General features: G+C 66.0%; 23 protein-coding genes and 1 pseudogene. 13 read left to right on the forward strand and 11 right to left on the reverse strand.

Translation table 11 applies throughout. The annotated features are described in order from the left end of the window. The 6 genes and pseudogenes from AB7878_RS00005 to AB7878_RS00030 all read left to right on the forward strand — a co-directional run. Positions 1 to 421 (forward strand): annotated as a pseudogene (locus AB7878_RS00005) (hypothetical protein); the annotation flags it as partial. An 899-nt stretch (positions 422 to 1,320) separates the two neighbouring features. Beyond that, positions 1,321 to 2,607 (forward strand): TolC family protein, encoded by a 1,287-nt coding sequence (locus AB7878_RS00010; protein WP_369492403.1) that lies wholly within the window; start codon positions 1,321 to 1,323, stop codon positions 2,605 to 2,607. Further along, entirely contained in the window at positions 2,604 to 3,884 is a 1,281-nt protein-coding gene (locus AB7878_RS00015; protein ID WP_369492404.1) for an efflux RND transporter periplasmic adaptor subunit, read from the forward strand. Before AB7878_RS00010 ends, AB7878_RS00015 begins: the two co-directional genes overlap by 4 nt. Continuing rightward, positions 3,881 to 7,060, forward strand: a complete 3,180-nt coding sequence (locus AB7878_RS00020; RefSeq protein WP_369492405.1) for an efflux RND transporter permease subunit — start codon at positions 3,881 to 3,883, stop codon at positions 7,058 to 7,060. Before AB7878_RS00015 ends, AB7878_RS00020 begins: the two co-directional genes overlap by 4 nt. Next, on the forward strand, positions 7,057 to 7,407 hold the full coding sequence (locus AB7878_RS00025) for a copper-binding protein (protein ID WP_369492406.1): 351 nt from the start codon (positions 7,057 to 7,059) through the stop codon (positions 7,405 to 7,407). The genes AB7878_RS00020 and AB7878_RS00025 overlap by 4 nt, the downstream gene beginning before the upstream one ends. Positions 7,408 to 7,538: 131 nt before the next feature. Beyond that, positions 7,539 to 7,880 (forward strand): hypothetical protein, encoded by a 342-nt coding sequence (locus tag AB7878_RS00030; RefSeq protein ID WP_369492407.1) that lies wholly within the window; start codon positions 7,539 to 7,541, stop codon positions 7,878 to 7,880. Positions 7,881 to 8,014: 134 nt separating this feature from the next. Here AB7878_RS00030 and merR read toward each other — a convergent pair whose 3' ends face one another. Next, the gene (gene merR / locus AB7878_RS00035) at positions 8,015 to 8,422 is read right to left on the reverse strand and encodes a mercury resistance transcriptional regulator MerR (RefSeq protein WP_369492408.1); all 408 of its coding nucleotides are present in this window, start codon (positions 8,420 to 8,422) and stop codon (positions 8,015 to 8,017) included. A gap of 69 nt (positions 8,423 to 8,491) precedes the next feature. Here merR and merC point away from each other — a divergent pair, with 69 nt between their 5' ends. Together merC and AB7878_RS00045 are read left to right on the forward strand one after the other, a co-directional pair. After that, a complete protein-coding gene (gene merC, locus AB7878_RS00040) occupies positions 8,492 to 8,914 on the forward strand; it encodes an organomercurial transporter MerC (RefSeq protein WP_369492409.1) in 423 nt (140 codons plus the stop codon). 70 nt (positions 8,915 to 8,984) lie between these two features. After that, positions 8,985 to 9,200: a GDCCVxC domain-containing (seleno)protein gene (locus AB7878_RS00045; RefSeq protein ID WP_369492410.1), complete on the forward strand. Its 216-nt coding sequence runs from the start codon at positions 8,985 to 8,987 to the stop codon at positions 9,198 to 9,200. Between the two features lie 86 nt (positions 9,201 to 9,286). On the opposite strand, the gene AB7878_RS00050 is transcribed toward AB7878_RS00045, so the two are convergent. The 10 genes from AB7878_RS00050 to AB7878_RS00095 all read right to left on the reverse strand — a co-directional run bounded on the left by AB7878_RS00050 (position 9,287) and on the right by AB7878_RS00095 (position 18,199). Beyond that, positions 9,287 to 10,300 carry a YncE family protein gene (locus AB7878_RS00050; RefSeq protein WP_369492411.1) on the reverse strand — a complete coding sequence of 338 codons (1,014 nt, stop codon included), beginning with the start codon at positions 10,298 to 10,300 and terminating at the stop codon, positions 9,287 to 9,289. A gap of 68 nt (positions 10,301 to 10,368) precedes the next feature. Then, positions 10,369 to 11,604, reverse strand: coding sequence for a chromate efflux transporter (chrA, locus tag AB7878_RS00055; protein ID WP_369492412.1), 1,236 nt, complete (start codon positions 11,602 to 11,604; stop codon positions 10,369 to 10,371). Next, complete coding sequence (locus AB7878_RS00060) at positions 11,601 to 13,091, reverse strand: multicopper oxidase family protein (RefSeq protein ID WP_369492413.1); 1,491 nt, start codon at positions 13,089 to 13,091, stop codon at positions 11,601 to 11,603. The genes chrA and AB7878_RS00060 overlap by 4 nt, the downstream gene beginning before the upstream one ends. 44 nt (positions 13,092 to 13,135) lie before the next feature. Further along, positions 13,136 to 13,642 (reverse strand): DoxX family protein, encoded by a 507-nt coding sequence (locus tag AB7878_RS00065; protein WP_369488104.1) that lies wholly within the window; start codon positions 13,640 to 13,642, stop codon positions 13,136 to 13,138. After that, on the reverse strand, positions 13,639 to 13,962 hold the full coding sequence (locus AB7878_RS00070) for a PadR family transcriptional regulator (protein ID WP_369488103.1): 324 nt from the start codon (positions 13,960 to 13,962) through the stop codon (positions 13,639 to 13,641). The genes AB7878_RS00065 and AB7878_RS00070 overlap by 4 nt, the downstream gene beginning before the upstream one ends. 101 nt (positions 13,963 to 14,063) lie before the next feature. After that, on the reverse strand, positions 14,064 to 14,618 hold the full coding sequence (locus AB7878_RS00075) for a cation efflux transmembrane domain-containing protein (RefSeq protein WP_369492414.1): 555 nt from the start codon (positions 14,616 to 14,618) through the stop codon (positions 14,064 to 14,066). Positions 14,619 to 14,677: 59 nt separating this feature from the next. Continuing rightward, positions 14,678 to 15,322, reverse strand: coding sequence for a class I SAM-dependent methyltransferase (locus tag AB7878_RS00080; protein WP_369488101.1), 645 nt, complete (start codon positions 15,320 to 15,322; stop codon positions 14,678 to 14,680). 11 nt (positions 15,323 to 15,333) lie between these two features. Then, on the reverse strand, positions 15,334 to 16,404 hold the full coding sequence (locus AB7878_RS00085; RefSeq protein WP_369488100.1) for a DMT family transporter: 1,071 nt from the start codon (positions 16,402 to 16,404) through the stop codon (positions 15,334 to 15,336). Between the two features lie 235 nt (positions 16,405 to 16,639). Continuing rightward, positions 16,640 to 17,734 (reverse strand): glycosyltransferase family 9 protein, encoded by a 1,095-nt coding sequence (locus AB7878_RS00090; protein ID WP_369488099.1) that lies wholly within the window; start codon positions 17,732 to 17,734, stop codon positions 16,640 to 16,642. A gap of 162 nt (positions 17,735 to 17,896) precedes the next feature. Further along, positions 17,897 to 18,199, reverse strand: coding sequence for a PepSY domain-containing protein (locus AB7878_RS00095; protein ID WP_369488098.1), 303 nt, complete (start codon positions 18,197 to 18,199; stop codon positions 17,897 to 17,899). 459 nt (positions 18,200 to 18,658) lie between these two features. Between AB7878_RS00095 and AB7878_RS00100 the strand changes: the two genes are divergently transcribed. The 5 genes from AB7878_RS00100 to AB7878_RS00120 all read left to right on the forward strand — a co-directional run bounded on the left by AB7878_RS00100 (position 18,659) and on the right by AB7878_RS00120 (position 23,831). After that, on the forward strand, positions 18,659 to 19,339 hold the full coding sequence (locus AB7878_RS00100) for a heavy metal response regulator transcription factor (RefSeq protein WP_369488097.1): 681 nt from the start codon (positions 18,659 to 18,661) through the stop codon (positions 19,337 to 19,339). Further along, positions 19,329 to 20,798, forward strand: coding sequence for a heavy metal sensor histidine kinase (locus tag AB7878_RS00105; protein ID WP_369488096.1), 1,470 nt, complete (start codon positions 19,329 to 19,331; stop codon positions 20,796 to 20,798). Before AB7878_RS00100 ends, AB7878_RS00105 begins: the two co-directional genes overlap by 11 nt. A gap of 8 nt (positions 20,799 to 20,806) precedes the next feature. Then, entirely contained in the window at positions 20,807 to 21,283 is a 477-nt protein-coding gene (locus tag AB7878_RS00110; protein WP_369488095.1) for a DUF2127 domain-containing protein, read from the forward strand. A 126-nt stretch (positions 21,284 to 21,409) separates the two neighbouring features. Then, a complete protein-coding gene (locus tag AB7878_RS00115; RefSeq protein WP_369492415.1) occupies positions 21,410 to 22,834 on the forward strand; it encodes a TolC family protein in 1,425 nt (474 codons plus the stop codon). Next, positions 22,824 to 23,831, forward strand: a complete 1,008-nt coding sequence (locus tag AB7878_RS00120; RefSeq protein ID WP_369488093.1) for an efflux RND transporter periplasmic adaptor subunit — start codon at positions 22,824 to 22,826, stop codon at positions 23,829 to 23,831. The genes AB7878_RS00115 and AB7878_RS00120 overlap by 11 nt, the downstream gene beginning before the upstream one ends. Positions 23,832 to 23,892: the final 61 nt, after the last annotated feature.

Raw genomic sequence — 23,892 nt, forward strand, 5'->3', positions numbered from 1 at the left:
CACGCCACCCGGCGAGTACTGGGCCGATTTCGGATTCCTCGCAGCTTACGAGCACAACACGCGACCCGGCACGCCGGATACCGCCGAATTCGGCCCCCTGATCGAAAAAACGGCAGGCCGTTTCACCCACACGGTCAACCTGATCTGGGAAAAGCAGCTGGGTGCCGGCGCTGCAGGCAAGTACGAGTTCCGTTACAGCTACCAAGGCACTTACACGGTGTCCTCGGCGTTTCGTCCGGGTATCGAGGCGTATGGTCGCCCCAGCGACCATGCCTATCAGGCGGGCCCCGTCGTGGCCGGCGATTGGCACATCCCCGGTACGACCGGCGAGATTGAATACCGACTGGGCATGGTATTCGGCATCAATGCCAAGGCGCCGCGCCGCACCGTGCTGGCGCAAGTCGAATACGAGTTCTTTTGAGTATTTAGCGTCCGTGAGAAGCACCTTCTGGGCGTTCGGCGATCGGACTAGGCTCTGGCCTGCTGAGGCGCAGCCGCTCAAGGTGATTCCATGTTCTCAGGCATGGAGACGTTCGTGGAGAACCTGCCAAGCAAGAAGGACGTCGCGTGCAAGTCCATTGTGGCGATGCCACTGTCGGTCGATGGCATGGACGTAGATGGCGGCTACCATCCGCCAAGCATTCGATTGGCGCTGTTTGGCCCATCGGGTGACGGTGGCGACCGACTTTTGACTTCAGTCAAACGGTTTGTACGCAGCGCAGTGGTAACCTACCCATAGAAAGCAGCGAATGGATATCGCGGGATCCCCACCGTTACCCAGCGTGGAAACAACGACGTGACATGGCTTGATCGACCTTCCCGTGGTGGCCGCCCCTGGCGGCTGAACGTGTTGCGTCGCCGCCAGTTCGTCCGCTGGCTGCTCGCGTTCTCGGTGCTGATCATGCTGGTCCAGCAGACGGCCATGGCCGCCTACGCCTGTATGGCAGCGCCATCGGCGATGCAGGCCATGAGTACAACCAAGGCGATGGGTCCTGGCTGCCCGGCGATGCATCCGCGGGCACAGCGGGCGGTCTGCCTCAACCACTGCAGCACCCAGGCCACGGCACCCGTGGATGCGCATGTCACGTCGGTACCACCGAGCGGATTGACTGCGCTGCCGCCCCTGTCCCTGGAGGTGGCCTCCAACGGCGGTCCTTCCAGTCGCGCGTCCGAGCGGTGGTATCGCCAGCAGGCCTCCCCGCCACATCCCCCCCGTCTATTGTTCTGCTCACTCCAGATCTAGTTCGCCCTCGGTAGGGACCGAGGCGTCGTCGTGCCCGCGCGGCCGACGGCCGGCTGAACTGTCTGGAGTGCGTCTTCATGTCTTCCATTTTTGCTACCCGGCGCCGCGTCGCGCCGGTGATGGCGCTGGTCCTACTGGCCGCTGGCGCTGCTTTCGCCCAGACCGAGGCGCCGCCTCTCAGCTTGTCGGCTGCAGTGGCTCAAGGTGTGCAACACGCCCCGTTGCTCGACGCCCGGCGTGCGGATATCGAGGCGACGCGCGAGGACGCCGTCCGTGCCGGCCGTCTGCCCGATCCGTCGCTGACCTTCGGCGTGTCGAACTTTCCGGTCACCAGCCCCGGTGCCTTCAGCCTGCGCTCGGACGGCATGACCATGCGCACCATCGGCGTGATGCAGACGATTCCGTCGCACGCCGCGCGGGCGGCCGAGCGTTCTCTGGCCAATGCCCAGGTCGATGCCGCCGAGGCCGAGCGGACCGCTACCGGGCAGGCGGTGCGCGAGCGTGTGGCCGATGCCTGGATCGGCGTGTGGGCGGCCACCAAGCAACGTGCCTTGCTGGAGGCCCTGCGTGACGAGAGCAACCTCGCCGTGCGAGTCGCCAAGGCCCGGCTACATGGCGGCACCGGAAATCCCGCCGACGTGCTGGCGGCACAGTCCGAGGTGCTGAAGCTGGCTAATCGGATCGAGGCGGCCGACGCGGATCTGCAGGCGGCGCGGGCGTCCCTGCAGCGCTGGCTGGGCGACGTACCGCTCACCTTGGCCGAAGCCCCGGACTTCGGCCAGTTGCCGGTCGCCCCGGACCGGTTGGAGCACGACACCGACCAGCAGGCACCGATGCAGGCCTGGCAGGCACGCGAACAGGTCGCCGATGCGGCGTTGGCGCGGGCACGTGCTTCCAAGCATCCGGACTGGAGTGTGGACGTCACCTACGGTCACCGGGCGCCGTACCTGTCGGACATGGTGATGGTGCAGTTCGGCGTGACCCTGCCGTTGTTTGCACGTAACCGGCAGGATCCCGATATCAGCGCCAGACAGGCGCAACGCGATGCGGTCGAGTTCGCACACGAGGATGCCCTTCGTGCACAACGCGCGACCGTCGCACGCGATATTGCGACCTGGCAGGGGTGGGGCCGGCAGATCGCACGCGATCACGACACGCTGTTGCCGTTGGCGCGCGACCGCAGTCGGGTCGCGCTGGCCGCGTACCGCGGCGGCGGCACATTGCAACCGTGGTTGGACGCCCGGCGCGACGAGATCGCGCTGCGCCTCGATTACACCGACGCGCTGGTTGCGCGGGCCCGCGCCTGGGCGGCCCTGGCTTACCTATTGCCCACCTCCACTCCGTCGTCGGAGCACCTGCCATGAAACGGATAGTTATCGTGATCGGCGCACTGGCGGGTGCCGCCGTCCTGCTCGCCTTGGGGTATGTCGGTGGCCGCCATGCCGGTACCGCGCCGCCCCGGGCCAACGCCGCCACCATGGCACAGGGCACGCCACGCAAGGTGCTGTACTGGTACGACACCATGGTGCCGGACCAGCACTTCGATCATCCGGGCCGGTCGCCGATGGGCATGCCCCTGGTACCCAGATACGCGGATGAAGGAGGCACCGACCAGGGCGTGGTGCGCATCGATCCGGCGACCGTGCAAAACCTGGGCGTACGTACGGAGCCGGTCGTGCGTCGCGTTCTGGCTGCCCAACTGGAGGTGCCTGGCACCGTGGGCTGGAACCTGCGCGACGCCGTCACCGTGAGCGCGCGGACCGATGCGGTGGTGGCGCGACTCGACGTGCGTGCGCCGTATACCAGGGTCAAGGCCGGCCAGCCGCTGGCTGAATTGCTGGCTCCGTCATGGAACAGCGCGATCGCCGAATACCGCGCGTTGCAGCACGCACGGTCCAGTGACGCGCAGGCGCTGCGCGCCGCGGCGCGGCAGCGGCTGCAGGTATTGGGCCTCACCGCGGCCGACATCGCCTCGGCACGCGACGGCCGCATCACGCTGCACGCGCCGCAGGACGGCGTGGTCACGGCCCTGGACGTGCGCGAAGGCCAGCAGGTCGGGGCCGGTCAGACGCTGATGACGCTCAACGGCCTGTCCACCGTGTGGGTGGAGGCGGCACTGCCGCAGGCCATGGCGGGCATAGTGCGCGCAGGCACGCCGGTGACCGTGCGTACGACGGCCTTGCCTGGCCACGTGTTCCGCGGCCAGGTGGAAACCCTGCTGCCGGACATCGACGCCACGACACGCACCGAGCAGGCCCGCATCGTGCTGGCCAATCCCGGTGACGCATTGAGCCCGGGCATGTTCGTCGACGTGGGCCTGCAACCGGCCTCGGGTCCACCGGTGCCAGTCGTCCCCGACGGCGCCGTGATCGCGACCGGCAGCGCAACGCCGCGGGTGATCGTGGCGGAAGGCGACGGCCGCTTCCGACCGGTCGCGGTGCGCCTGGGCCGGTCGGCCGGCGGCTACACCGAGGTGCTGGTCGGCCTGGTCGGCGGCGAACGCGTGGTGGTGTCCGGTCAGTTCCTGATCGATTCGGAGGCAAGCCTGTCCGGCGCACTGCAACGGCTGCAGACGGGTGCGCCGGCAACCGCGGCGAGTGCCGCGATGCCGGTCACGTCCCTGCCGGAGCCGCGGCCATGATCGGCGCGCTGATCCGCGCGGCGATCCGGTACCGCGTCTTCGTGCTGCTGGCCGCGCTGGGGCTGGCGGCGGTGGGCGTGTTCTCCGTCTGGCATACGCCGATCGACGCACTGCCGGATCTCTCGGACACCCAGGTGATCATCCGCACCCCGTATCCGGGCCAGTCGCCGCAGGTGGTGGAGGACCAGGTGACCTATCCGCTGGCCACCACGATGCTGTCGGTACCCGGGGCGACCACGGTGCGTGCGTACTCGTTCTTCGGCGACTCCTACGTGGACGTGCTGTTCAACGACCACACGGATCTCTACTGGGCGCGCTCGCGAGTACTGGAGTATCTGAGCCAGGCGCGCAGCCAGCTGCCGGCCGGCGTCGATCCCGCGCTCGGCCCGGACGCCACCGGCCTGGGCTGGATCTACGAATACGCCTTGGTCGACCGCACCGGCCGGCACGACCTCGGCCAGCTCACCGCGCTGCAGAACTGGACGCTGCGCTTCCAGCTGAAGACCGTGCCCGGCGTGGCCGAGGTGGCGACCCTGGGCGGGATGGACCGTGCGTGGCAGATCGTGCCCGATCCTCAAGCACTCGCGGCGCGCGGTCTCACCGTGGCGCAGTTGGTCGATGCCGTACGTGCCGCCAACGGCGCAAACGGCGGTTCGGTGATCGAACAGGGCGAGGCTGAGCTGATGGTACGCAGCGAAGGCTATCTCAAAACCCGCAAGGCCTTCGAGAACGTACCCATTGTCACCAACGCGAACGGCGTGCCGGTACGGCTACGCGACGTGGCCACCGTGCGCCGGGGGCCGGTCTTCCGCCGCGGCATCGCCGAGCTGGACGGCCAGGGCGAAGTGGTCGGGGGCATCATCGTGATGCGCTCGGGTGCGAACGCGAAGGCCACTATCGCAGCCGTCAAGGCACGCCTGGCGCAACTGCAGCGCAGCCTGCCGCCGGGGGTGGACATCGTGCCCACCTACGACCGATCGCAGCTGATCGATGCTGCGGTGCAAAACCTCAGGGACAAGCTGCTGGAAGAGTTCCTGATCGTCGGGCTGGTCTGCGCACTGTTCCTCGGCCACCTGCGTTCGGCGCTGGTCGCCGTCGTCACCCTGCCACTAGGCGTGCTGGCCGCGTTCATCGTGATGAACCTGCAGGGCGTCACGGCGAACCTGATGTCGCTGGGCGGCATTGCCATCGCCATCGGCGCGATGGTGGACGCGGCGATCGTGATGATCGAGAACACCCACAAGCACCTGGAGCACTGGCGCGACGCGCACGACGGTGCGGAGCCGCGAGGCGAGGCCCGCTGGTCGCTGATCGCCGACGCCACCGTGGAAGTGGGGCCGGCGCTGTTCGTCAGTCTCCTGGTGATCGCACTGTCGTTCGTACCGGTGTTCGCGCTGCAGGGTCAGGAAGGCAAGCTCTTCAAGCCGCTGGCGTTCACCAAGACCTACGCCATGGCGGCCGCGGCGGGCCTGGCCATCACCCTGGTGCCGGTGCTGATGGGCTACCTGGTGCGCGGGCGCATCCGAGCGGAGCGGGCCAATCCGCTCAACCGGTGGCTCACGGCGCTGTACGCGCCGATCCTCGATGCCGTGCTGCGCTGGCCGAAGACCACCTTGGCGTTGGCGGGCCTGCTGCTACTCACGGCGCTGGTGCCGCTCAGCCGGCTAGGCAGCGAGTTCATGCCCGCCATGGACGAGGGGACGCTCCTGTACATGCCCACCGCCTTGCCGGGGCTGTCGGCCGGCAAGGCGTCGCAGCTGCTGCAGCTGACGGATCGCATGATCAAGACCGTACCCGAGGTGGCCCATGTGTTCGGCAAGGCGGGCCGCGCGGACACCGCCACCGACCCGGCGCCGCTGGAGATGTTCGAGACCACGATCACCTTCAAGCCGAAGGACCAGTGGCGTCCCGGCATGACGATGGACAAGATCAAGGCGGCGCTGAACCGCGCCGTGCACGTGCCAGGCCTGACGAACCTGTTCGTGCCGCCGATTCGCAACCGCATCGACATGCTCTCCACCGGCATCAAGAGCCCGATCGGCATCAAGGTGCTGGGTACCGATCTGGCGGCACTGCAATCGGTGGCCGATCGCATCGAGGCCGTCGCACGCACCGTGCCCGGTGTGCGCTCGGCGATCGCCGAGCGCCCGGCCAGTGGCCGCTACGTCGACGTGCACATCCATCGGGACGCGGCGGCGCGTTACGGACTGACGCAGGATCAGGTGCAGCAGTTGATCGCCACCGTGGTCGGTGGCGATCCCATCGGCCAGAGCATCGAGGGGCGCGAGCGCTTTCCGATCGTGGTGCGCTACCCGCGCGTGGACCGCGACTCGGTGCAGGCGTTGCGGCAACTGCCGATCGTGGCGGCCAACGGCGCCCAGCTCACGCTGGGCCAGATTGCCGACATCACGGTCGCGGCGGGACCGTCGATGCTGAAGAGCGAAGACGGCCAGCTGGCCACCTACGTCTACGTCGACACCGATAGCAGCAACCTCGGTGGCGTGGTCGCCCGGCTCCAGCGCGCGGTGGCGCAACAGGTCACGCTGCCCGCCGGCGTCACGCTGGACTGGTCGGGCCAGTTCCAGTACCTGGCCCGCGCCGCCCAGCGGCTCCGGCTGGTGGTGCCGGTGGCCTTGCTCATCGTCTTCGTGCTGATCTACGCCGTGTTCCGGCGCGCGGTCGAGGCGGCCCTGATCATGGCGAGTGTGCCGCTGGCGCTGGTCGGCGGTCTATGGCTGGTCTGGTTGCTGGGCCAAGCCGTATCGGTGGCGACGGTCATCGGCTTCATCGCCCTGGCCGGCGTCGCCGCGGAGTTTGGCGTGGTGATGCTGCTTTACCTGCGTCATGCCTGGGATCGGCAACTCGCGGCCAACCCGCAGGCGGGTATCGAGGCGCTGGACGCGGCCATCCGCGAAGGCGCGGTTCAGCGCGTACGACCCAAGGCGATGACGGTGGCCGTAATCCTGGCGGGTCTGTTTCCGATCCTGCTGGGCCATGGCGCCGGCTCTGAAGTCATGCAACGCATCGCCGCCCCCATGATCGGCGGCATGGTGACCGCACCTCTGTTGTCCATGCTCATCCTGCCAGCCGCATTCCGCCTGCTCATGCGGCACCGACTGCGCAAGTCCGCACCAGCCACCCCGACGTTCCACCCACCTCAGGAGATCCAATCATGAAGAAGCAGGTTTTTACCCTGGCCTTTCCCGGTGCGCTGGCCTTGGCCTCGACCGCCGCCTTCGCCCAGCAGATGGATCCGAACATGCCCGGCATGGCCGGGATGCAACCGGCCAAACCCACCCTGGCGCAGGGCGTGGGGATCGTCAAGGCCATCGATACCACCAAGGGCACGATCACGCTCCAGCACCAGGCCATTACGGCCATCGGCTGGCCGGCGATGACCATGACCTTCAAGGCCGATCCACCGGCGCTGCTGCAAAAGGTGAAGGTGGGCGAGTCGGTGCGATTCACCCTGCATGCGGCCGGTATGGCCAGCACGGTGACGGCGATCAGCCCGGCAGGTTGATCGGGAACCGCCGCCAACCGGCGCTTGCCTCCGGCAGGGGCCAACCGGCGGCGGTGGTGGTGTGGCCACGTGCCTCGTGAGGTTTGTGGCCGCGCTTATCACGGTAGTCCGCTGTTTTTGGAGTACGAACGATGAAATTGCACGCTGCGTATCTCGGTACCGCCCTGCTACTCACGGGCTTGGCCATCGGCACGATCGCGCACGCGACCAATGCTTACGCCGACGGCTGGATTGGTCATGTCAACGGCCGGCAGCTGGACATCTGCTACTGGGTTACGCCACTGCCTGCTGTCGGCACGCGACTGCAAGTCATGCGGGTGGCTTACGTGATTCCCAGCAAAGGCGTGCCCATTGAACACTTCGTCGCGAACGGGCAAGCCACGGTAACGTCGATCACGGACGCGCATTGCGTGCGGGCCGAACTGACCCAGGGCACGGCGCAGTGGGCAGATCACGCGCGGCCCATGCCCTGAATGGGCGCGACGACGGGGCCGCCAAGGCTGCATGCTCCGCGACGGGCCATGGCGGAGTGGCCAGGGCGTGGTTACACCATCCAGCCGATGCGCTTCACCGGCGTCAGGCCTGCCGCACCCTGCCTGTCGCCATGTCAGCGGGCATGCAACGAGGCGATCAGCGGGCAGGACACGTTGCGCCGACGCGTGCCGCATTGCTCGACAAGCGCAGCGAGGGCCGTCTCCATACGTGCGAGGTCGGCCAGCCGGTTGCGTACATCGGCCAGCCGCAGCGCGGCCAGACCGGCCGCTTCCGTGCAATGGGTGCCGTCCTCCAGCCGCAGCAGCTGCGCCACCTCATCGAGGCTGAATCCCAACCGCTGCGCGGATTTCACGAACTTCACCCGCGCGACCTCCGCGTTTCCGTAGCGACGGATGCCGCCCAGCGGACGAGCGGGTTCCGTCAACAGGCGCTTGCGCTGGTAGAAGCGGACCGTCTCGACATTGACTCCGGCTGCCTTGGCGAAGGCGCCGATGGAAAACGTTTCCTGCGTGGAGGGCATGGACTTGACTCCGTACTTGACTACGGGAATACCTTAAACCTCCGGCATTCCGCACGAAAGGAGAACCCCATGTCCCTGCTCCCTCGGCTGGCCGACAAGGCCGGACTGATCGGCAGTGTCGTCTCGGCAGCGGCCTGCGTGAATTGCTTTCCCGCGCTGGCCAGCCTCGGTGCGGCGATCGGGCTGGGCGTACTGAGTCCGTATGAAGGCCTGTTCATTCGTATCCTGTTGCCGGCGTTTGCCGCCATCGCGCTGTTCGCCAATGCGCTGGGCTGGCTCAGTCACCGGCAGTGGCGGCGTGCCGCGCTCGGTGTGCTCGGCCCGCTGCTGGTGCTGGTGGCGGTATGGGTGATGCGGGCCAGTGGCCATCGCACCGGATGGCTCCTCTATCCAGGCCTACTGCTGATGGTGGCGGTCTCAGTCCGCGATCTGCTGGCGCCAGCACCGAGCGCATCCTGTCGCACGGCCAGCGATGCGATGGATGCCCACTGAATCGACACGATAGACACGGGCGCAGCGAAGACCCTGCCGACACTATCCATTCATTTCTCCGGCGAAACGCATGACGACCGAACTCATCCTGCAGAACACCCTGACGTGTCCGCATTGCGGCCACCAAGCCACCGAGACCATGCCGACTGACGCGTGCCAGTTCTTCTACGACTGTGCGGGTTGCGGCGAGATGCTCCGGCCGAAAGCGGGCGACTGCTGCGTGTTCTGCTCGTACGGCAACGTGCCGTGCCCACCGATTCAACAGCAGAAATCCTGCTGCGGTTAAGCGGTGCGGGAATGCAGGAGAGGTGCCATTGCCTCGTCCTTCGCGTCAACCGGCAGGTGCAACGGGTGAGCCACTCGGCGTGACGATCAGGTGCGAGGTTGCATGATGCGCAGCGCCGTTCTCCCCTCAAGGTTCTTGAGTGGAAAATAGGTACGGTGCGAGATGGGATCGACCGCGACGACATGCGCGTTCGGGCCGAGCATGCCTTCGCCGATCTTGGTCACCGTGCCGTTCTGCGCTTTGAAGACGGAAACGATGCCCGCTTCACCCGCGACGTAGATCCAGCCAAGCTGCGGGTCGATGGCCAGCACGTCGGGATCACCGCCCACTGCGAACGTGGCGACCACGCGGCGGCTGGCGAGGTTCAGCACCAGCAGCCTGGCGTTGTCCTCGCAAGCGATGAAAGCAAGGCGCTGTGCCGGTACGATCAGCAGGCCGTGATTGCCTTGGGCGCCGGCCAGATCAATGCGCGCGATCACCCGGTCGGTCGCCGGATCGATCTCGGCCAACTGGGCGCGCGTCTGCACGTTGGCAAAAATGTGCCTGGACACGGGGTCGTACTGGGTGTTGCCGACCTGGCCATCGAGCGGAATGGTCGCCACACGCGCGTTCGTGCGCACGTCGATCACCGTATCGGTACCACCCGTTTCGTCCGAGACATAGAGTTTGTGTGCCTCGGGGGCATAGGCCATGCCGTCCGGGTAAACCCCGGCCGGCGCGCGTGCCACCACCTTGAACGTGGCTTCGTCGATGGCGACCACCTGATCGGTGCCGGTCGCCGTTGCGTAGACGCGGCCGAGGGCCGGAATCGCCAGCACGCCATGCACGTGGCTGATGCCGGCGATCCGCGCCACCACCTTTTGGGCCTGCGTGTCGAACACGATCACCGCGCTGTCGCCCAGGTGCGCAATGAACAACAAGTGCCGCCCGGGATCGAGGCTTGCATAGTCCATTCGCGTGGTGCCGCCGCCGAGCGGCACATCCGCCACCTTGGTCAACGGTAGCGCCTGACCGGTACTGGGTGCCGCCATGCAGGCCAACGCCGTGCCCAGCAATGCCACCATCCACCCGATGCGGCGCAGCAAGATCAACGTGTTCAAGGGCACTCCATCGGTCAGGTTTGAATGTGGTCTTCGGCGGCCGGCAAGATGCTTTGTCTTGCGACGCGTCAGATCCAGACGGTGCGCAGGAGTGAAGCCACGACACACCAGGCCACCACTGCCAGCGCAGGCCAGCGGGCGGCAACCAGCAAGGTGAAAGCCACCAGCGCAATGGCAAAGTCGCCGGCATCGTGCACGGCGCTGATCCATACCGGATCGTAGAGCGCGGCCGCCAATAAACCCACCACAACCGCATTGACGCCGGCGAGCATGCGGGCGGCCCCATCGCGCGCGCCCAATGCCCGCCAGAACGGCAGCGCGCCGGAAACCAGCAACAGCCCCGGCAGGAAGATCGCCAACAAGCTGACCGTGGCGCCCAGCGCGCCGCCTTGGCCGCCATACAGACGTTCGCCGAGGAAGGCCGACAGCGTGAACATCGGCCCGGGCACCGCTTGCGTGGCGCCGTAACCGGCAAGAAACGTGTCGTTGCTGAGCCAGCCCGGATCGACCACCGCGCGCTTGAGCAGCGGCAACACGACATGACCGCCGCCGAACACCAGGGCGCCAGCGCGATAGAACGCACCGGCCACCTGGGCCAGTGGCGGCAGGTGAGGTGCGACCACCACGGCCGTCACCAGCAAGGCGCCAAAGAAGACCAGCAATGTGCCGCCCGAGCGGCGGCCATAGTGCAAGGCAAACGTCGCGCCACGTCGCGCCGTCACCTGCCGGCACAGCAACGGGCCCAGGGCCGCACCACCGACAACGATTAGCAGCTGCATCCAGGCACTGCCACTGACGGCAATGAGTCCGGCCGCTGCCGCAGCCATCAGGGCGCGTGAGCGATCGGGCGTCAGCGTCCGCGCCATGCCCAGCACACCTTGGGCGACCACGGCCACGGCCACCAGCTTGAGCCCGTGGATCGCACTCTGACCCCATGGTCCCGCGATGTGGCTGCTCCATGCGGCGAACACGAACAGCAGCAGCGCCGAGGGCAGTGTGAAACCGATGAAGGCGGCGATGCCTCCCAGCCACCCCGCACGCAGCAAGCCGAGCGAGAAACCGAGCTGGCTGCTCGCCGGTCCGGGCAGAAACTGGCACAGCGCGAGCAACTGACCGAAGTGTTCTTCATCCAGCCAGCGACGCCGCTCGACGAACTCCCGGTGGAAATAGCCCAGGTGGGCGATCGGACCACCGAACGACGACAGCCCGAGTTTCAGAAACGCGGTTCCGACCTCGGCGACGCTGCCGGGAGGGCTATCGCCGGGTGTCTGCTCATGCTGCGGTGATCGATTCGTCGGCGTCATGCGCAGTCGAACAGCGCCATGAATCCGAAGTCCATGTGCAGCTGCATGTGGCAGTGGAACAACGTCAGGCCCGGCTGGTCGGCGGTGAAGTCCACCTCCATCGTCTGGTAGCCGCCCAGCATCGCCACGTCCTTGATCACGCCACCGGTCGGTTGCCCGGCAATGCGCGTGATTTCGAAGCTATGCCGATGCAGATGGATCGGGTGGATGTCGTCGGTGGCATTACGCATGCGCAGCCGGTAGCGGCGACCGCGCTTCAGATGCCAGGACACCGGCATCGTCGCCATGTCGAAGGCGACGCCGTTGATGGTCCAGCGGTTGAAGCCATGGTCGGCGGCGTTGTCCTTGGCGAACAACATGTCGATGGTCTCATCGGGTGCCGGCACAGGGCGCTTCGGGTCGGCGAAACGACGGTAATCCCAGGCAAAGGCTGCCGGTGCGCGCCATGCCGGCTTGCCGCGTTCACCGGCGTACTCGATCACGATGCCCATGCCGTTGCCGCGGTCGTCGTCGGCGAGATCGCCCAGCACCCAGACGCCCGGTTGCGTCATCTCGACGATGGCGCTGATGCGCTCGGCGGTACCGATCCACAGCACCGGCACCTCGGCCGGATGTGGCACCGGGTTGCCGTCCAGGGCAACCACCCTGAACGTGTGACCGGGCAAGGCAAGGCTGCGAATCTCGGTGGCGCTGCCGTTGAGCACGTGGAACAACACGCGCTCCCCGCGCTTCACCCGCACCGGCTCGCCGAAACCGAGCTGGCGACCGTTGATGGTGAAGATGCGATAGCCGACCTCGTAGCCCTTCTTCATGCCGCTGGCCAGCGAGGCCTTCATCGCCTGTTCACCGTGCTCCTCCAGGCTGTGCTCGCGATCGCCGGGATGCAGGAAGTCCATGGCCATGTCGCCGCCCTGGCTGAAGAACGGCTCGAACTCCTTCAAGGTCAGAAACACCTCGCGGTCGTAGGCGCCCGGCTCATGCCTCGGCTCGATGTACACCGGGCCGACCTGGCCGTTGTACTGGCCGCGGGAAAGATCGGAACCGGCGCGCAGGTGCGTGTGATAGAAGCGAAACCCCGCCGGCCCCGGCACGAAAGCCTGGCGCCGCATGCCGTGGGGAACCAAGTAGGGTGTGCCCTCCTCGGCGGCGCCATCGAACGCATCCGGCACGGATTGGCCGTGCCAATGCAACTGCTCCGGCGTGTTGGTCTCGTTGTGGATGTCGACGATCACCTGGCGCCCCTCCTTGAAGCGCAGCAGCGGCCCCGGAAACTGCCCGTTGTAGGCCGTCATCGACAGGAACCGCTGCGGCCCAACCTCGATCAGGCTGGTGCCGATGCCCAGGTCGTAATCGGCCTTGCCGACCGGGCGCATCGGCGCGTTGGACAAGGGGTTGGTCGCGGGCGATCCACGCACCAGTCCGGGGACGCTGCCGCTCAGTGCAGCGAACCCACCCAGCTTCAAAAATGCGCGTCGATCAATCGGCATGGTTTCAGCTCTCAGGAATAGGTAAAGGATCCAGCATCAAGCCGTCATGATCTGTGCGTAACGGGCCTGCCCACTCGTCGCGCCCATAGGGCGTCCATCGACCAGCGGCCGCCGCCGACGATCAGCAGGAAGATGCACCCCAGCAGCATGTCGACATCCGTGCGCGCCTCATGCGCCATGCTCCAGAAGCCGTAACGCGACAAGTGAACCAGGTGGAATCCCCAGAAGCCGTGCCCCAGCAGCATCGGAATCTTGGTCGAGACGATGGCCACGATCATGTCGATGATCAGCGGAATGGCTGCGAGACGAGTCAGCAAGCCCACGGTGATCAGTGCTCCGCACACGATCTCGACGATGCCGACGAACGGACCGGTGAAGTTGGGCCACGGGATGCCGAATCCGGTGAAACGGCCGGCGCCCATGATCGCCGGAAACATCAGCTTCTGGATGCCTTCCGGGAAGAACACCACCAGGCCGACCAACAGGCGCACCAGTACGATCCAGTCTCTGTCGCGGGTGTCCAACCAAGCCCGCATGCTCGTCAGTTTCATGGTCGGCTCTCCTGCGCGGTCTGGTGAAACAGTTCGCCGAACAGTTCCTGGACCTTGCGCTTGGCACCCTTCAAGGCGCGGCGCCCTTGCGGAGTGATCCGATAGAAGCGGCGGTTCAACTTGCCGGTGGTGATCTGCGTGGAGGTGAGGTAGCCCTTCTTCTCCAGTCCGTGCAGGACGGGGTACAGCGTGCCGGGACTGAGCTGATAGCCGTGATGGGCCAGCTCGTCGATCATGGCTTGGCCGTAGATAGGGGCTTCCGCCGCGTGGTGCAGCAGATGCAAACGGATCAATCCGGCGTAGAGGTCTCGATCGTCCATCGTGACGAGAAGCTATCGAAAGACGATATCGTGTTCCGATAGAAAGGCAGCGTCAAGACAGGTGCGGATGGCTTGCCGTCCGCGTCGAAGCGGCCGGGGCGTCAGCCTGTGCCTTGCACGGCATGGCTGGCCCGACGCAGAACACCGAGTCCCGAGTGCAACAGCAGCAGCGCCAGGCCGAGCGCCACCAGTCGGTCAGGCCACGCGGCATCGAACATCCATACCCCGACGGCGGCAAGCAGCACAGAGAGATTCGCAGCGATGTCATTACGGGAACAGATCCACACCGAGGCCATGTTGAGGTCGTCATTCCGGTGTCGACGCAAGAGCATCAGGCACAGGCCATTGGCGGCGAGCCCCAGCAAACTGAAGCCGCCCATCCAGGTGAACAGCGGTTCGGCGGGATGCCAGAAACGCCAGCCCAGCTGGGCGAGCACCAACAACCCGGCTGCCACGATCAATCCACCCTTGATGCGGGCTACATGAGCCTTGGCCAGTGCGCTGCGTCCGACCGCCCAGAGACTGACGAGATAGGTCAGCGCATCGCCGAGGTAGTCGAAACTATCCGACAAGAGCGCCGACGAGTGGGATGCCATGGCGGCACCCACCATGACCACAAACGCGATGGCATTGATGACCAGCACCGCCTTCAGCACGCCCCGTTGACGGGATGCCAGTTGCGCCGCCGCTTCGCCACAACAGTCCGCACAATGGGTCACTCGATCACTTCTCCGTACTGGTGGGGTGCTCGTTGGAACAGCGTGTAGAGGAACTGCTGGGTGGTGCCGAACGGGGTTGCGTGGAACTCCAGCGTGCTGTCGATCAACGTGAAGCCGTCACCAAGTTCGCGAACAAGTCCCTCGGTATCGTAACGGACCGTATCCAGCCCGCTGCACTTCACCGGGCCCTGCGGACCGAACGTGGCCAGCACCGCGTGGCCGCCCGGCTTCAGGGCGCGGGTCAACTGCCGCAGGTAGCGTGCGCGCTGTTCCGCGTGGGTCAGGAAGTGGAACACGGCGCGGTCATGCCACAGGCCGTAGCGGGCCTGTTGCAACGGTTCGTCGAGCAGGTCAGCCGTCAGCCAGGTCACCCCGTCCGCCGCCTTGCCCAGGCGTTCGCGGGCGACATGCAGTGCCTCGGCGGAAATGTCGAGCACGTTGAGGTCGCGGTAGCCGCGTGCGAGCAGGTCGTCGACCAGGGTCGACGCGCCGCCGCCCACGTCGAGCACGGCGGTGTTGGGGTCGGGTGCGGCGCGCTCGATCAGCGCCAGTGAAATGTCCAGATGCGGGCGGTACCAGCTGACCGCATCCGACGCCTTGGTCTGGTAGACCGATTCCCAGTGCTGCTGGTTGTCGCCCATAAGATGCCTCTTCAGGAGTGGCGATGCCGGTGGTGGATGTCCGGAAAGTGCGCGTGGCTATGCACCAGCGGATCGTGCACATGCGGATGGGTGTGGGGCTCCTTGCCGTCCCACGGGAAGTCATGTGCGTGTTGGTGATGCTCGTCGTGGCGATGGCGATGATCGTGCGCCAGCGGCTCGTGCACGTGCTCGTGAGCATGACGCTCGCTGACATGCAGCCAAACACCCACAGCCATCAGCACTCCGGCCACCCAGAACGCAAGGCCTGGGTACTCAGTGAACAACAGCAACGACAGCGCGGCCCCGACAAAGGGCGCGGTCGAGAAATAGGCACCCGTACGCGCGGTGCCCAAGCCGCGCAAGGCGAGCACGAAAAGCACCAAACTCAAACCATAGCCAACAAAGCCGAGCAATCCTGTGGCCAACAAGGGCAGCGCGTTGGGAAAGCGGTAACCAAGGATCAGGGCAAGCACCACATTGATGGCGCCGGCCACGCCACCCTTGATCGCGGCGATCTGCATGGGATCGCCGCCGGCCACCTGCCGTGTCAAATTGTTGTCGATGGCCCAGCACAGGCAGGCACCGGTGATCGCCAAGGCACCCCAGGGAATGTCGGTGTTCGTCTGACGCTGCCAGGAAAGCAGCACGCTGCCGGCAATGATCGCCAGCATGCCGAGGAATACCCGGCGATCCACATTTTCGCGGAACACCACCCACGCAATGACCGCGGTCAGCACCCCTTCCAGATTGAGCAGCAACGAAGCGGTCGAAGCGGGTGTGCGTGTGAGCCCTACCATGAGAAGGATCGGGCCGAGTACACCGCCCGCCAGCACGGCGCCCGCCAGCCACGGGACATCGCGCCGGATCAACGGCGCTTCGGTCGGCGCCTGGTGGCGTACCTTGCGCAGCAGTATCCACAACGACAGCCCGATGCCTGAACCGGCGTACAGCAATCCCGCCAGCAGCAAAGGCGGAATCGTGCCGATAAGCAACTTGGCCAATGGCGTGCTCAGTCCGAAGAGAACGGCGGCGGCCAGTGCCTGCAGGATGCTTCGTGTTTGATCGGAGTTGGGTTGTTTCATGGTCCCATGATATGGACGATGGTCGATAGATTGGGAAGAGGCGGTGCGCCATATTTGGCAAGCCAACCCCGAGGTGCAGGCCGCGCGGGCGGATATGGACGCGGCCCAGACCCGTGCGCCTTGTCCAAACGGGGGGCCGTCCAGTTGCGGAACCACCCAATGTCCGCTCCAGTGCATGTTCCACACGACCGCGAGATAGCGTGTCTCGTCGATGGGTACCGGATGCAAAATTCCATCATGCAAGCCTCCTGGGCGTCAGGAGGTTGTCTGGCCCATCGGATGATGAGCGTTGCGGCGGATCCGGCACCGTCAGATCGAGCCAGTCCAACGCGATGGTGGCGACTTCAGCGGCAAGCATGGTCCGGGTGTCGATGGCTGTATGGCCCTGTCCGCATGGACCGTATTTTTTCGAGCACGTGGCCTTGAACAGGCCGAGAGTCGGCGTGCCGCTGGCGACGGCCAGGTGCATCACGCCGCAATCCGCGCTGATGAAACCATCCATGTTCGCGATCACCGCGGCAAGGTGGCGCAGGTTGCGCGTGTAGTAACAAGGGAAATCTCCACCAAGCTGGCTTTGGCCATGTTCAGCCACCAGATCCACGATGCGAAGATCCGGTTGTCGGGCCAGCAGCGTGTGGATGAACTGCATCCACCAATCTGTGTCGTAACGTTTGTCGTCCGTGGCGTTGGCGAATATGCCGACGACAGCTGGGCCGACGACAGCTGACGTGCCATGCGATCGCTCCGTTTCGCCGAGGATTGCTGCCAGCGTCTGCCGGGCTTGCGTCATTTCAGCGTCCGATATCCGCAGATTGAGCGACGGAAAAGCTTGCCGGACCGCTCCCGCATACGCAGCGCGCAGCAGGAATACGCTGCGATGCGCCTGATGTTCTGGGCAAGGCATGGCGCGCAATGCCGCATGCCTGCTTCCATGCTCGTCCGGATATCCCAGCTTGAAACGTGCCCTGACGATGGCCAACAGCAAACGGCCGGACTGCGAGCCATAGCTGGCATCGATGGCCAGATCGTAGGTGTTGCCTCGTAGTTGTCGGAGCAAACGGGCGGTCGACCACAGATGCCGCGCGATTTTTCGCGGTAGCGAATAGATCGCACGAACCTGGAAGCGGTTGGCGAATAGGCTCTCCGCCGCACAGCCGCCGTTGACCATGTCGATCTCGGCACCGGGATACAGCGTCTCGATTTCCGTCAGCAGGGGACTGAGCAGAATGGTGTTGCCCAGGCGGTGATTGGGGCGGCAGACGAGCACGCGATGGATGCCGCGAACCGGTAGTTGGTCAGGTTCGCACAACTGTGCTTCGATGGATTTCAACAGACGCTGAAAGCAGAACGCAACGAGACAGCGCCGTAGGTGATTTCTGCGTTCGCCTGCGGCGGGTCCCGGCGGACCGTTGTTAGGCAATTGCGTCAAGTACGCCCACACCTCTGGAAATGCAGGGTGATGGCAGGCTATTTGCTGTGATCGCGGTACACGTCAATCCGCGTCGTTGTTGTCGAGCGAGTTTTCCAGCACCTTGCCGGTCTTCGCGTCGACACCAACCTCATGCGTGTTCTTGCCCGCCTTGATGTCGAACGAGTAGCGCAGTCCACTGCCGCCGGCCTCCTGCTCCAGTTCGCCGCTGACGATCCTACCGGGGAAGGTCTTCAACGCGATCCTGCGCGCCTGCATCATGCTGATTTTCGCTTGCGTGGCCGGCTGGGAAGGCGTCTGGGCCTGCGCGACCGTCACAAAGCCACACAGGGCGACCGGGAGGACGAGGATGATCGATTTGCGCATGTTTTTCTCCGGCGTGGATGATGAGGAACGCCGCGCGCGACGAGCATGCGGCGAGCTGTACCTGCACCCTACGTCGCCACACTTAGTCCGCCCTTATCGGCCGGCCATGACCACGGCTTTCAATCCAGCCCGCCAGATCTGCCACGAAAGGTGAAGGTGGACAACGCCTTCTCGACGAGCCACCAGCCTGCCGCCACCGGCAGGTCCTGGCTTGCGAACAGACAGCGTCGGGAACGCCTGCGCCGAGTCGGAGTACCCGAGGAAGCATGATGCTTAGGCGATCGCCTGACGCTGGCGTTGTAGCCGAAGAGCTTCCAACACTTTGGATGCCTCTCACCTTGAGGGTGTCCCTGCGCGGGTCATGCGCCGCATCCGCCAACCGATGCGGTTCCGTGTCAAGGTGGGGCGTCGAACGTATCATCTGGCTTGCGGATGACTTCACCGAACCCCCACCCAATCATGCGAATACTCGTTGCCGAAGATGAGGTCAAAGCCCGGCGCTACCTGGCTCGGGGCTTGGGAGAACAAGGCTACTCGGTCGAACTCGCCGAGGATGGCAACGTGGCGTTGACGTTGCTGCGTGAGCACGCCTTTGACGCGGCGGTGCTGGATGTAATGCTGCCGGGCCGCGATGGCTGGAGCATCGTGCAGACCATGCGTAGCGAGGCGATCCGTACCCCGGTGCTGTTTCTCACCGCGCGCGATCACGTGGAAGACCGCGTGCGCGGCTTCGAGATCGGCGCCAACGACTACTTGGTGAAACCCTTCGCTTTCGCCGAGCTGCTGGCGCGGCTGCGCAATCTGTTGCGCCAGGGCGAGCCGACGGGTGAAGCGGCGATGCTGCGCGTGGGACCGCTGCTGATCGACTCGCTGCGCCACCAAGTCACCCGAGACAGCCGGACACTTCAGCTCACGCCGAAGGAGTATGCCCTGCTGCTGCTACTGGTGCGGCACCGTGGACGAGTGCTGTCGCGCACGTTGATCGCCGAAAGTGTGTGGGGCATTTGCTTTGAATCACAAACGAACGTGGTCGACGTGGTGATCCGGCGTTTGCGCAGCAAGTTGGATGCGCCATTTGCTGCGCCGCTGCTGCACACCGTGCGCGGTGTCGGCTACATGCTGGACAGCCATGAGCATTGAACTGCCGTGGCGGCGGCGCTCGATCGGCGCGCGGCTGAGCTTGCTCTACACCCTCGTGGCGCTGACCGCCGTCGTCCTATTCGCCGGCATCACCGACTGGCGCCTGTCGACCAACTTTAGCGCCGAGCATCTGCGTTTCATGCAGGCCAAGGTGGCCGAGTTGCAGATGGACCTGAACGACGCCGAGGGCAAGCCGCAGGTGCTGCTGGGCGAGATCGCGAAGGAAACCGAGGGCACGCGCTTGCGTCAGTACGAGGCGCGCGTGCTCATCGGTGGGCACGTGCTAGGCGAGACGCCGGAGATGCGGCGCGAGCTGCCCGTTACGGTGTTCCCTCCCGCCACCGACGGCCTGCCGGCGGGGCCGCTGCAACCGCATCACGCGGACCAGTATATCTACATGCTGGCGACAGTGCGATTGACCCGCGTCAACGGCGACACACCACCGGAACTGCAGCTGGCATTGGACGTGACCCGCGACGCAGCGCTGCAGAACAGCCTGCGTCGCGCGCTGGCATTGGCGTTTCTGCTGCTGGTGCCGCTGCTGGCGTTCGCCGGGCGCTGGGTGGCGGCGCAGGGGTTGGCACCGCTCACGCGTATCGCCGGTGCCGCGCGCGCGATCACGCCAGTTGACCTCTCGGCCCGATTGCCACTGACACCGCCGTGGCCGGACGAGCTGCACGACTTGGTGCTGGTGTTCAACGCGATGCTGGCACGGATCGAGGAGGCGTTTTCACGACTGTCGCGCTTTTCGGTTGATCTGGCGCACGAGTTGCGCACGCCTCTGGCCAACCTCAGTGGCGAACTGGAGGTGTGCCTGATGCGCCCGCGCGACGCGGCAGATTATCGCACGGCGCTGGAGTCGGGCCTGGAAGAATGCCGGCGGCTCAATGGGCTGATCGAGAACCTGCTGTTCATGGCGCGCGCCGAGCACGCCGAGCAAGCCCTGCGCTGCGAGTGTTTCGATATAGCGCAAGCCTTTGCCTGGGTGACTGCCCAGCATGCCCCAAGCGCGACCGCTCGCGACATCCGCATTCGTCTGGACGGCGCCGCTACAACAGTGGCCGATCCGCTGTTGCTGCGGCAGGCGCTGGCGAATCTTCTGGGCAATGCCATACGCCATTCGCACGACGGTGGCGAGGTGCGGATCACGTTGCAGGAAGTGGCTTCCGGTGTCGACATCCGCGTGCAGGACGACGGCGAAGGCATCGAGGCGGCGCACCTGACGCACCTGTTCGATCGCTTTTACCAGGTGGACGCGGCGCGGCGTCGCGGCGTCGGCCAAGGCACCGGACTAGGGCTATCCATCGTGAAAACAATCGTCGAACTGCATGGCGGCACAGTGCGCGTGGAGAGTGTGCGCGGCCGCGGTACCAGCGTGACCATGCATGTGCCGTCGGCCCTGCAGATCCAGCCCGGCACATCAACTGGCACGCCATCGCCGACATCCGCGCACCTATGAAGCCAAACTTGGCCCATGTCGCGCATCGCGCGTTCAAGATCGGCATCGTCATCAAAGGGCTGGATGGCCTGTTGGAACTGGTGGGCGGCAGTGCGCTGCTGCTGACCGGTCGACCGGCGATTCATCACGCCGTGGCGCTGCTCACGCGGCAGGAGCTGATCGAGGATCCGCACGATGTCGTCGCCAATTACCTGCAGCACATGGCGCAGCAGCTCTCGCTGAGCACGCGGCATTTTGCGGGAATCTATCTGCTCGCGCATGGACTGGTGAAGATCGTGATGGTGGTGGGGTTGCTGCGTGGGCTGCGCTGGTCATACCCGATGGCGGTCGTGCTGATGACGACCTTCATGGGCTATCAGGGCTACCGGCAGCTCCATCAGCCTTCGTTGCTGCTTGGCCTACTCACCGTCATCGACGTCATCGTGACGTGCCTGATCGTGCGCGAGTGGCGGCATCTACCCGCCAAGACTCCGCCCATCGAATGACAGAAATGACATCCAACCGAGCGCGGTTCATCACGAACGTCCAACTATGCTCGCTGGATGAAAATCCATGCGTACGAGGCGATCACGCTAGCAGCGAAGACCCGAGGTGGTTCGAGTGCCAGTGCCGTGCGCACCGCACTCAGCGCGCTGCTGACGCTCAGCGTTGCCGCCTGCGCATCGGTTCCTAGTTCGCCCGTCCCCGACCTGCAGCATCAGGCACAGGCGCTGCAAACGCGTCGACTGGATGATCCAGGCTTGGTTGCCGCCGAGGCGCGTTTGCATCTGCCCACCTCCGCCGATGTGACATGGACGCCGGATCGCGTCACCGTGGCGGCCTGGTACTTCGACCCCACCTTGGCGCAGGCGCGCGACACAGCGCAGCGCGCCGAGGCCGACGCGGCGCTGGCCGCCCAGCGCGCCAACCCTACCCTGCAACTAAGCCCGGAAAAAGCCATTAGCGGCCTCGACGTCGCTTCGCCGTGGACGATCGGTGCATCGCTACTGCTGCCGCTGCTGCATCCCGGCGAGTCGGCTGCACGGCGTGACATCGCGGCCGCCCACACGGAACAGGCCCGTGATCGAGCGGCGCTGGCGGTCTGGCGGAGCCGCGCGCGCGCCGTGACAGCGCTGCGCGAGGTGCTGCTCGCGCGCCGTGCGCAGGCATTGGCTCAAACGGTCGCTATTGCCCAGGCCAGCTATCTCGATGGCGTGCGCCGGCGTGTGGCAGCCGGTGCCAGCAGTCGCGACGCGGAGCTGGCGGCGGAGCTGGCGGCGCAGGGCGCCGCTGCCGACCTGGCCAACCGCACAGCGCAGCGCATCGCGGCGGAACATGCCCTAGCCGGTGCGATCGGCGTACCGTGGTCGGCGCTGAATGGCGTGCCGTTGGTGTGGCCACAATTGGATGCGCCGCCCCCGCCAGCCGCGCTGCCAACGGGAGCGCTGGCCCAGGCGGCCGCCTGGAACCGACTCGACCTCGCCGCACTGCTGGCGCAGTACCGGGCCAGTGCAGCACGGCTGCGCTTGGCGGCGGGCACGCGGTATCCGACAACCGCGGTGGCACCGGGCTACATCTACGACCAAGGGCAGCGCAAGTTCGGGTTCGGTGTCGATATCGAACTGCCACTGTTCCACGGTGCCGGCGCGCGCATCCGCGCGGCGGCCGCCGCGTGCGATGAGGCTGCGGCGGCGGTACAAGCGCGACAGGCGCAGATTCTCAACGCCCTGGATGCTGCACGCGCCGATTACACCGCACGCTACGCCGCTTGGCAGCGTACGCTCGACGCGGCCGCCGCCGCCCACCAGACCGCGGCGCATGCTCGCGTGCAGCGTCGCGCCGGGCAGATGGATCGCGGGCGCGAAACGATCGCCGAGGTAGCCGCTGCGCACACCGACCTGGCCGCCGTCGATGCGCTTGGTGCCACGCTGAATGCACTCGGCCAACTGGAAGACGTGTTGCAGCGACCGCTATGGCCCGCTTCGACGCTGGCACCACCCTCGACAGCGAATCCGCTGCCATCCTCCTCACTAACCGAGACTGCCCATGCGCACTGATTCCGGTTGGCGTCGCGTCGCTTTCGTCAGCGCCTGCGCGGCCGTGCTGGCGCTGCGGATGCCATCCCTGCATGCCGCCACCGACACCGACGGCGGCGTGACGTTGCCCGCAGCCAGTGTCAACGCCAGTGGCATTACCACCGTCGCGCTGCAGGCAACGAAACAGACTACACAGGCACAGGCCATCGCCAGCGTAATGGATCCGCAACCGCTGCTGGCGCTGGCGGCGCAGTTGCAGGCCGCGCACGCCAAGGCAGTGGCCGCCGCGGTCGCCGCCCACAGCGCCAATGCCGAGGCCAAACGCTCGGCGGCGCTCTATCGCGATGGTGAAAATACCTCGCTGCAGCAGATGCAGGCGGCCGCCGCCGCGGCCGCACAGGCACAGGCGCAGGCGCAGATCGCACAGACGCAGGAGGTGGCGGTGCTCAGCAGCGCGCTAGCGCAGTGGGGGGCCTCCTTGGCAGCGCTGGCCGCGCGCGGACCGTCGGCGCTGGAAGACTATGCGGACGGCCAAAGTGCGCTGCTGGCCGTGGCCATGCCCGTGGATTCACCCGCACCGGCCGGCGACACCGTCGTATTGTCGCTGCCTGGCCGCAGCTCGCTGCCGGCCCATCTGATCGGAACCTCCCCGCGTGCCGATGCGGTGGTTCAGGGCGCGACCTTCTTCTATCGCGCCGACGGCGCCGGGTTGCGCACGGATCAGCGGCTGACGGCCACGGTGCCGCTGGCAGGCACCGCGCAGACCGGCGTGACGGTGCCGACGGCGGCGGTGATCTGGTACGCCGGTCAGCCATGGGCCTATGCCGAGACCGCAGCTGGCCACTACCAGCGGCGGCCGCTGAGTGTGGCGGCACGCAACGCCAGCGGCTGGTTCGAGGCGAGTGGCTTTCGCGCCGGCGAACGAATCGTGGTGCGGGGTGGCGAGTTGCTCCTCTCGCAGGAACTGTTGCCACCGCCCGGCGCGAAGCCCGCCGGAGGCGATGACGATGACGATTGAGGCCGGCCTGGTACCGGCCGATCGATCCACACCGCATCGCGCGGACATCGAGGTCTCGATC

Origin of the sequence: Rhodanobacter humi (assembly GCF_041107455.1) — a bacterium.
Lineage (GTDB): Bacteria > Pseudomonadota > Gammaproteobacteria > Xanthomonadales > Rhodanobacteraceae > Rhodanobacter_A.